Raw genomic sequence first — 10,212 nt, forward strand, 5'->3', positions numbered from 1 at the left:
CTGCTGCCCCCGCCGAGCCACCCCGATCGTGCAGGCCATCCTCGCCCTCCAAGCCGCCGAGGACGCCCGCTACCCACGATGAAAATGGCTCACTCTCTGAGCATCTCAACTACGTGGCGCAACACCCGGCGAGCGACCGCCGGCACGGCCCCGGCCGCCGCCCGGCAAGCCCGCACCGGATCTCGGATCCCCGCATCCTCCGAGGTGGAGTGCGAACCCCGCACGCCGCCGGGCGAACGAGGCCGAACGGCTCACCCAACGAACCAGCAGTGACACGCCCGGTCACAATGAGTGCGGCCACCCAGGACGCCTCGCTGACCCTGAGTGACCGACGAGGGCACCAAATAGTCACTGTGACGCAGCTCTCAAGAAGCTTGTCGTCGCCTGCCACTCACCCCCCTGAACCGGCCCGGCGGCACTGACCGGTGTGCGCTGACCACCTGATCGCCCGGCACGCCCACCTCGACGTCGACCTCGCACCGCTCGGAACCGGCACGCTCGCCGAGGTGCCGGCCGGGCCCGCACCCGGACCGGGGGCCAACGGCACCTCCTGCACCCGCGCACCTCAGGGAAGATGCCCCGATGACGCTGATCGCCGACGCCCCGGGGCGCCGCCGGCGCCACACCGCGACCTGGTCGCCGTCGAGCCCCCGGCGGCGGCAACGGCCGACGATCTCTTCCACAGACTGAACAACCAGCGCCCGCGCGTCGTCCACTTCTCCGGCCAAAGCTCATCGACCGGCCCGTTACTCGACGGCACTGACATCCACGACCCGGACGGGGTCGACGTGGATTTCACCGTCCCTGCCCGGCTGCTCAAGGGGACTCACACTCCGCTGACGGTGCTCAACCGCCGGGAATCGCTCGAAGGGCCCGATACACTTCTCGGAGCCGTCCCTGCCGTCGTGGCCATGGCCGACGAGACCAGCGAGATGGCCGCCAAGGCGTTCCCCGTCACGTTTTGACCGCAATCGCCAGCGCCCAGTCGCTGGCCCTCGAGCTCACCCCGGCGAGTCGCACTCCGGTGCTTCCTGACGGCTTGCCAAGCGTTCCCGTTGTGCTACCGTCGTTGACGCCGGTCGATCTCTCCAGCCCAACAAAGGTCCGATTGTTGCGCCGATTTTCGCGACAGTCCGCTCTGTACACCCGATGTGTGCCACATGACGCTGGTTGTCTCGGCAGGGACGACGGCAAGGGTTGCACCGGATTCCATGCGTCAGCCAGAGTCAATCGGCGTTCGCTGCATGGAAGGTCGAATGCGAACGCTTAGGTCATCGTCGTAAATGTTGTCCTGCGGGGGGACTCATATGCATGAAGAAGCTGACGAGGCTGTCTACACGGGACTGAGGATCACCACTAGCCGGCTGTGGGAGACCCTTTCCAGCCTCTCGATTCTCGGCCGCTATGAGGGCCGGGCGCCCTGGCCGTACACGCAGTGGTCGACCGAGGCCCATGCGGCCGTGAGCAGGGTTCCCGAACTCGCGCCTGTGCGCTGGTGGCAGGCACAACGGCCGAATCCGTGGCCGGCCCATTTCTGTCCGGCCGCCCCGCCGGCCCGCGCCGGACTGCCGAAGGAATTGAACACCGTGCGTTCCGGCAGCTTGCCGGGCCTGACGGACTGGCTGGCCAAAATCATGCCGCGGGGGACCGTGCCCGAACGGATGGCCCATCCCGCGGAGGATCCGGCCGAGATGCTCAGCTGGCTTGCCGACGGGTTCGCGGCGTACTGGGAGGCCGTGCTGGCGCCCTATTGGAGCCGGATGCAGCTGCTGCTCGACGACGAGGTTCTCTACCGAGCGCAGACCTTGGCCACTGAAGGCCCCACAGCACTGCTGACGAGCGTGTACGTTCCCGGCGGGATCAGGACGCTCCGCCGACACGCGGCAGTGCCGCAGATGGACGGCGGCGTGATCTACGTGATGCCGCTGGTCTTTCGCACCGATGGTCCACTGCGCATCACCGACGAGGCGGGCAGTGTGGTGGTCATCTACCAGGCTCGGGGCGTGGCAAGCCTCATGGAGAGGGCAGGCGCCGCGCGTGGAACGTCGGGAGGCGTGTGCAGTCCAGGGGCGCGACTCGGAATTCTGGTGGGGCAGGGCCGTTCCCTGATCCTGCGGGCGCTCGCTGCGCCCGGCACGACCGCGGGCCTGGCGAAGCAGCTGCGGCTGGCGCCGAGCACTGTCTCGGAGCACCTGACCGCCTTGACCAATGCCGGGGTGGTCCATCGGCGGCGGGCTGGCCGACATGTCCTGTACGAGCTCAGCCCCGCCGGGGCGGCGCTTGTCGGAATGCTGGACGAGTCGATGGACCCGCTGACCGTCTGAGCCCGGATCCACGGATGGTTCCTGGTGTGACAGGTCGGCACGTGAGGATTGACCAGTGTTGATTTCCGTGGAGGGGCGGGTGGGGTTCGCCGGTCTGTCCGGCCGGCTCCCTGATGCTGGTCGTTGTGGTCGGGTCGGTGGTGGTCAGCCGGCGGGGGCGGGTGGTGCACGGATGCGGCTCAGGGCGGCAAGAAGTGCGTCTGCCCAGGGCCAGGCTCGGGAAGGTGCAGGTGGAGTCGGCGGCGGTGTGGGTGAGTCGTCCGCCGACGGTGTAGATCTCGTGGCGGATCGTCTTTGTCATGGCGCCGAGTGGGGGGCGCCGCCGCTGCAGTCCTCTGGTCGACCTAGGGAGACGCAGGGTTCAGGAGAGGTGTCGAGCCAGGTCCCGTGCAGCCTCCTCGCCATATCCCTGGCGCATGCGGTCGAGAAGCACGGCCGGGTCGACCTGGTACTCCTGGGCGCCGATTCTTTCCAAGGCAAGGCCGGCGACCAGCGAGCCCAGCTGGCCGGCCCGGACCAACGACAGATCCCAGGAGAGTGCGGCGAAGAAGCCCGCACGGAACGCGTCGCCGCCACCGGTCGGATCCGGGGTCTCGATAGTGGCCGGCACCGCGACGTGGAAGGTGGCACCGTCTCGTTCGGCGATCTCCACGCCGTCCTTGCCCAGAGTGGTGACGCGAACTCGGACCAATTCCAATAGTTGCTCGTCCGTCAGGCCCGCCTTGCTCTGCAGCAGCGACTTCTCGTACTCGTTGGTCAGCAGATAGTCGGCTCCGGTGATCAGCTCCACGACCTGCTCGCCGTTCATCCGCGGCAGCTGCTGCGAGGGGTCAGCGGCGAAGGGGTAGCCATTCGCCCGGCACTCGGCGGCCTGCGCGAGCATCGCGCCGGGGTCGCTGGCACCGACGACGACCATGTCCAGGCCGCCGATCTGCTCAGCCACCGGGACCAGCCGGATGGCTCCGGTTTCGGCCATCGCGCCGGCGTAGAAGCTGGCTATCTGGTTGTCATCGCGATCGGTGGCGCAGATGAAGCGCGCGGTGTGCGCCTTGTCGCTGACGTGGATGAAGTCGCACTCGACGCCGAGTCCACGCAGAGAGGCCCGGTGCTCCTCGAAGTCCTTCCCGACCGCACCCAGGAGCACCGGCCGTATGCCCAACTGCGCCAGGCCGAAGGCGATGTTGGCCGCGACGCCGCCACGCCGGATCACCAACTCGTCCGCGAGGAACGATACGAACACCTGCGGCAGTGCCTCACGAAACAGCTCGCCGAAGTGCCCGTCGAAGGTCATCAGCTGGTCCGTGGCGATGGAGCCGGCCACAGCGATCTTCATCTCGACCTCGCGGAATCGTCGGATTCGGGCGCGGCCAGAGTACCGGACGATCGGCTGCCATCCGGTACCGACGGGTACGGAGCACGCGCAACCGGCTTTCCGGCGCGTCCGACCAGTTCCCCGACCGATCGGTCGCTGTTCTCCGCGACGGCGAGCAGCACCTTTTCGAGCTTGTCGAGCCAGGAGGCCACCTCTCCCGGCGCGAAGCGGTCAGCGTAGTGGTTCAAGTTCACCAGCACCTCGCCGTTGGCGAAGGCGACCTCGAGCCGCATCGGATGCTCCGTCTGATTGAGCAGTTCCACCGGCGTGGCACCGAGTACCCGGGCGAACCGCTCGAAGTTGGACTCCAACTCCGGGAAGGTCTCGTTGACGACGAAGCTGTCGAACAGGTTCTCCTCGAGCGGCACCCCGGCCAGCTCGTGCAGGCGGGCGAGCGGCAGATACTCGTACCGGCTGATTTCGGCCACGTGCTCGTGCAAGCCCCGCAGCCACGCGGGCAGCCCGGCGTCGGCGTCCACCCGGTGGCGCACCGGCAGGATGCTGAAGAACTGGCCGACCGTCTGGTCGATGTCCAGCTGGGCCGTTCCACGACCGGAGAAGACGGTACCTACCACGACGTCAGGGCTGCCGGTCACCTCACTCATGACCATGGCCCAGCAGCCCAGCACGACGGTGTAGAGGGTCAGATCCGCACGCTTGGCCAGCGCGGTGAGAGCCGCGGTGGCAAGTGCGGGCACGACGATGGTTTCCTGCAGGTACGGCGGTTCCAGGCCGACGGCCCGCCGGTCCGCCGGCACGGTGAGCGCCGGAAGCGGCGAGCCGAGCTGGGTCCGCCAGAACCCCTCGGCTTCGGTCAGGTCCCGCTGGGCGCTGAGCGTGCAGTGCCGGCCGAACGAGTCGTCGACCGGCTCGGGTCGCAGCGCCTCCCCGGCAGACGCGGCCTCGTAGGCGTCCAGCAGCGTCCGCATGATGATCATGTAGCTCCAGCCGTCGTGCTCGGCCAGGTTGAACAGATAGATGTACTCCCAGACGTGCTCTTCCAGCCGGAACAGGGCGACGTGCATCTGCAATGGCGCCTCCGGGTCGAATCCGGCCGCGCGCCGGTGAGCCACGTACGCCTGCAGCCTGCGCTGCTGTTCGGCCGGCCGAACCGAACGCCAGTCGTGCCGGTCGATGCGCAGCTTCACCTCGCCGCGCACGACCTGCACCGGTTCCCCGCCCGGCACCAGGACGTGGCTGGTACGCAGGGCCGGGTACCGGTCGATCGTGTGCTGCCAGGCCCGTTCCAGGGCCACCGGGTCGAAGGTTGCGTCCTCGATACGGAACCGGTGGTGGATGACGTTCCCGCCGGGTTCACGGGTATGCCGCATCCGGTGCAGGATGTGCCGCTGCGTGGGTGCGGCCGGATAGACGTCATCCGCGTCGGGGAACCGCTGCCGGATCAGCGCGACGAGTTCAGGCGCCACGTCGACGAACGCGGGAACCTCCGGCACGGCACCGGCAGGGCCACGGGAACCGGCAAGCCGGGCCAGATTCTCGATCGTCCGCGCCTGGAAGACGTCCTGCGGCGTGACCGCGAACCCGGCCGCCGTCGCGCGGCCGACCATCCGGATCACCAGCAGCGAGTCGCCGCCGAGCGCGAAAAAGCTGCTCGTCACGCCGACCTCGTCGATGTTGAGCACGTCCGACCAGATGCTGGCGAGCGTCTTCTCGTCGTCGGTGCGGGGCGGCACCCGGCCGGCGTTGCTGTCGGAATGGCGGTACGGCACGGGCAGCGCCTTGCGGTCGAGCTTGCCATTCGCGTCGACCGGCAACTCCGGCACCGCTACGACGACCGACGGCGTCATGAACTCCGGCAGCTTGTCCTGCAGGAAGTCGCGCACCTCTCGACTGAGCTGCCGGCTGATCCGCAGGAGCAGCGGATTGTTCACGTACCGGTGCGGCGTCGGGTCGAGCCGGTCGGCCTCGGGCAGCACCGGGAACGGGACGCCGGCACGGCGCAAAACCACCTGGTAGCGGCCGTCGTCACCCTGGAAGGCGATGTCCGCCCGGAGGCCGTGCCGCGCCGCCGACTCCCACCAGTCCTCCGGCTCCACGCCCGCCGACGCCACCGGCCGCAACCGATCGAGGCGCTCCGATCCGTCCGCCGTTGCCAGCGCCCCGAGCCAGCCGTTCACCTCGGCCAGGCGCGCGTTGGGCACGTCGTTCACCACCAGGACGTCCGTCGTGAGCATCCCGATCACCCCGGCCGGTGTCAGCTCGCCGGTCCACTCCAGAGCCGGCGCCGGGACGGCCTCGATGGCCGGGCCCCGCACGGTCAGGGCCACGTCGTAGCGGTAACGGGACAGCTCGTTGTGGTGCCGGCCCCGCTTGAGCATGACCTCGACCGCCGAGATCTCGGCGATCTCGCGGTGCAGCCAGCGGAACAGCCGCGGGTCGACGACCAGTTCCTGCTCCTCGGCGACCCGGGCCCGGATCCGCTGGCGCAGCTCCGCCACGGTGGTGCCCGGTTCGGCCCCGGCCAGCTCGACCTCGGTGTGCAGGGCCTCCAGCAGCAGCTTGCTGCGCAGGTCGCCCAGGAAGATCGTCCCGCCGGGCCGCACCAGGCCGGCCGCCGCGGTGACAACCTGCCGCAGGTAGGTGACGTCCGGGAAGTACTGCACGACCGAGTTGAGCACGACCACGTCGAACGGCTCGGCCGCCAGCCCGCCCACCTCGTCCGCCCCGGCCTGGAACAGCTTGACCTCGGGGGCCGCCGGCAGGTCGGGGACGATCCGCTCGCGCACGTAGTCCAGCGCCGTCGCCGCGATGTCGGTGGCCCAGTACGCCTCGGTGTGCGGGGCGATGCGGGCCAGCAGCAACCCGGTGCCGCAACCCACCTCCAGCACCCGCCGCGGCCGGTGCGCGAGCACTCGGTCCACTGTGGTATTGACCCAGATTCGCATCTCGTCGTCCGGGAGCTGCTCACCGGTGCGGGAGCTGGTCCAGCCGACCACGTTGAAGTCGGACTCGGCCGGGGCCGCGCCGTCGTAGGTGCGGTCGAACACGTCCCGCCACTCGGTGACCTGGGTCGACTCCAGCTCGCCGGCGCCGTCCTCGGGCGGCACGACGTAGGCGACCAGTTGCTGGTGGGCGGACTCGTCGCCGACCTCGCGGGCCAGCACCACCGCCTCCCGGACGGCCGGATGCCGGCGCAGGGCCGCCTCCACCTCGCCCGGCTCGATCCGCAGGCCGCGCACCTTGAGCTGGAAGTCGGTGCGGCCCAGGTAGGCGATGTCGCCACCGGGCAACAGCCGGCCCAGGTCGCCGGTGCGGTAGAGCCGCGCGCCGGGCGTCTCCGCGTACGGGTCGGTCAGGAACCGCTCGCGGGTCAGCTCGGGCCGGTTCAGGTAGCCGCGCGCCACCTGCACGCCGCCGATGAACAGCTCGCCGGCCACGCCCGGCGGCACGGGGCGCAGGTGCCGGTCGAGGATCCGGATGGCGGTGTTGGCCACCGGCCGGCCGATCGGCACCACGGTCACGTCGCCCGTGGGCGGGCAGGGCCAGTAGGTGACGTCGACCGCGGCCTCGGTGGGCCCGTACAGGTTGTGCAGCCGGGTTTCCGGGAGGACGGCCCGGCTGCGGTGCACGTGGGCCGGGGTCAGCGCCTCGCCGCTGGCGAACAGCAGCCGGATCGACGTACACCCGCGGCTCGCCGGTTCGTCCAGGAACATCAGCAGCATGGAGGGCACGAAGTGCATCGTGGTGATGCCCTCGGCCTGGATCAGCTCGGCCAGATAGCGCGGGTCCTTGTGGCCGTCGGGGCGGGACAGCACCATGCGGGCGCCAATGATCAGCGGCCAGAAGAACTCCCACACCGACACGTCGAAGCTGAACGGGGTCTTCTGCAGCACCCGGTCGGCCGGGGTCAGCTCGTACTCGTGCTGCATCCACAGCAGGCGGTTGACGATCGAGCGGTGCTCGACGGCGGCGGCCTTGGGCTCGCCGGTCGAGCCCGACGTGTAGATCAGGTACGCGAGATCGCCCGGCCCGGCGACGCTCATCCGGGTGTCCGGGCCGTCGATCTCCTCGTCCAGCAGCAGCACCTTCGCGGCGTGGTCGGGCAGCGTGAGCAGCAGGTGCGGCTGGGTCAGCAGGATGCCGGGCGCCGCGTCGGCAAGCATGAACTCCACCCGTCGGGCCGGGTAGGACGGGTCGATCGGCACGTACGCGCCGCCCGCCTTGAGCACGCCCAGCAGGGCCACCACCAGCTCGACGGACCGTTCCGCGCAGACGCCGACCGGCTCGTCCCGGCCCACGCCCAGCGCCACCAGCCGGTGCGCGAGGCGGTTGGCACGCCGGTCGAGCTCGCCGAAGGTCAGCTCGCGGCCCTCGCAGGTGACCGCGATCCGGTCCGGCCACCGGTCCACCGCGTCCTCGACGAGCTGGTGCAGGCACCGGTCGGCGCCCGGGAAGAGCCGGCTCTCGCCGGTGCCCGCGAGGATCGCCGCGCGCTCCTCCTCGTCGGAGAGCAGGCGCAGCTGCGAGATCCGGGTCCGGGGCGCGGCGGCCACCGCGCCCAGCAGCGTGCGGTAGGCCGCGACGATGCGCTCGACGGTGTCCCGCCGGAAGAGGTCGGTGCTGTACTCGACCTCGCCGCTGAGGTAACCGTCCTGCTCGGTGAGCGAGACCCACAGGTCGAACTTGCAGGTACCGTTGCGGATCTCCCGCCCGCCGGTGAGCTGCGAGCCGTCCCAGAACCGCTCGCGCGGGTTGGGCTGCATGGCGAAGCACACTTGGAACAGCGGGTTCATGTTGATGCCGCGCCCGGGCAGCAGCTCGCGCACGAGCAGCTCGAACGGGATGTCCTGGTGCGCGTAGGCCTCGGTGCTGACGGTCTTGACCCGGGTCAGCAGCTCGGCGAACTCCGGATCGCCGGCCAGGCTGGTCCGCAGCACGACCGTGTTGACGAAGAAACCCACCAGCTCCTCGATGTCCACGTCGAGGCGGCTGGCGGCGGGCGTGCCGATCACCACGTCGTCGGCGCCGCTGTACCGGTGCAGGAGCACGTTGAACGCCGCCACCAGCGTCATGAACAGCGTCGCGTCGTGCGCGTCGCCGACCTCCCGCAGGGCGGTGACCAGGTCCTCGTCCAGGGTGAACCGCAGGCTGTCGCCGGCCATCGTCTGCACCGCCGGGCGCGGGTGGTCCGTCGGCAGCTCCAGGCCGCTCCGATCGGTGCCGAGCTGCTCCCGCCAGTACGCGAGCTTCTCCCGCAGCGCGTCGCCGCTCATCCGCTCGCGTTCCCAGAGCGTGAAGTCGCTGTACTGCACGGGCGGCGGCGCCAGCCGCACGGGCTCGCCAGCGGTGAGCATGGCGTGGATGGCCATGACCTCGCGCATCAGCACGTAGCCGGACCAGGCGTCCACCACGATGTGGTGCAGGACCAGCACCAGCCGGTGTTCCCGGGGGCCGAGGCCGACCAGCACCGCGCGCAGCAGCGGGCCGGCGCTCAGGTCGAAGACGTGCCGGGACTCCTCGGCGGCGATCCGGGCGAACCGGGCCGCGCGTTCGGCCGGCGGCAGCTCGCCGAGATCGACGAACGGGATCGTCACGGTCAGGCTGGGCGCCACCCGCTGCCACGGCTCCCCGTCGACGTGCGGGAACGTGGTGCGCAGGATCTCGTGCCGGGCGATCACCTCGTTGAACGCCGCCTCCAGGTCGGCCACCGCCAGCTCGCCCCTGAAGTCCAGGTCGAGGGCGACGTTGTAGGCCGGGATGCCGGGCACCATCCGGTCGAGCGACCAGAGCCGCTGCTGGTGGAAGGAGAGCGGCGCGCGGTCGGCGCTCGGTGTGGTCCGGCGCCGGGCCGCGACCTCGAGCAGAGACGGTCCGGTGTACGGGCCGGCGTCGTGCAGCCGCTCGTGCACCACGCCGGCGATCCGCAGCGCCGTCCGGTTCTCGAAGACCAGCGTCGGCGGCACCTGGACCCCGGTCAGCCGCGCGAGCCGGTTGCGCAGCTCCATCGAGGTGAGCGAGTCGAAGCCGAGCTCCATCAGGTCCTGACCGGCCGGCACGGCGTCGGTGTCGCGGTGCCCGAGGACCGCGGCGACCTGGGTGCGGACGACCTCGACCAGGTCGTCCCGGGACATCGGGCCGAGCACGGCGACCGGCTCGGCCGGTTCCGGCGGCAGCACCACCCGGGCGGGCCGGCCGTCGTCGGCCGGGCCGTCGAGCCAGTACCGCTCGTGCTGGAACGGATACGTCGGCAGATCGGGGACCACGTGCCGCTGCGGGAACAGGCTCGCCCAGTCCACCGGCACACCGTGGCTCCACACGAGCCCGGCGTTGCGCAGGAACTCCGCCCAACCGTCCAGATCCCGACGCAGGGTGCCCGTCACCACCGGCGCCTCAATGCTGCCCACCAGCACCGGATGCGGACTGACCTCGATGAACGTGTCGTAGCCCTGCCCCACCAACGCCGTCACCGCATCATGGAACCGCACCGGCTCACGCAAATTACGCACCCAGTAATCCGCATCCATACCCGTGGTGTCGAACCAATCCCCCGTCACC

3 protein-coding genes and 2 pseudogenes are annotated in these 10,212 nt (G+C 70.2%); 2 read left to right on the top strand and 3 right to left on the bottom strand.

Annotated features, from left to right (window positions below; genetic code table 11):
* Positions 1-425 precede the first annotated feature (425 nt).
* Complete coding sequence (locus V6U77_RS28790; protein WP_334609896.1) at positions 426-965, top strand: hypothetical protein; 540 nt, start codon at positions 426-428, stop codon at positions 963-965.
* A 342-nt stretch (positions 966-1,307) separates the two neighbouring features.
* On the top strand, positions 1,308-2,324 hold the full coding sequence (locus tag V6U77_RS28795) for an ArsR/SmtB family transcription factor (RefSeq protein ID WP_334609897.1): 1,017 nt from the start codon (positions 1,308-1,310) through the stop codon (positions 2,322-2,324).
* Positions 2,325-2,468: 144 nt separating this feature from the next.
* Here V6U77_RS28795 and V6U77_RS30130 read toward each other — a convergent pair.
* The 3 genes and pseudogenes from V6U77_RS30130 to V6U77_RS28805 all read right to left on the bottom strand — a co-directional run.
* Positions 2,469-2,622, bottom strand: a pseudogene (locus V6U77_RS30130) (IS1380 family transposase); the annotation flags it as partial.
* A gap of 63 nt (positions 2,623-2,685) precedes the next feature.
* The gene (locus V6U77_RS28800; RefSeq protein ID WP_334609898.1) at positions 2,686-3,657 is read right to left on the bottom strand and encodes a carbohydrate kinase family protein; all 972 of its coding nucleotides are present in this window, start codon (positions 3,655-3,657) and stop codon (positions 2,686-2,688) included.
* Positions 3,658-3,782: 125 nt separating this feature from the next.
* Positions 3,783-10,181: pseudogene (locus V6U77_RS28805) on the bottom strand (amino acid adenylation domain-containing protein); the annotation flags it as partial.
* Between the last annotated feature and the right edge of the window lie 31 nt (positions 10,182-10,212).

It is taken from the genome of Micromonospora sp. CPCC 205546 (genome assembly GCF_036902715.1).
Lineage (GTDB): Bacteria > Actinomycetota > Actinomycetes > Mycobacteriales > Micromonosporaceae > Micromonospora.

What these genes read in the sequence shown, in the direction of transcription:
- V6U77_RS28795 (WP_334609897.1), top strand. Translation starts at nt 1,308, where the DNA reads ATGCATGAAGAAGCTGACGAGGCTGTCTACACGGGACTGAGGATCACC.
- V6U77_RS28800 (WP_334609898.1), bottom strand. Translation starts at nt 3,657, where the DNA reads ATGAAGATCGCTGTGGCCGGCTCCATCGCCACGGACCAGCTGATGACC.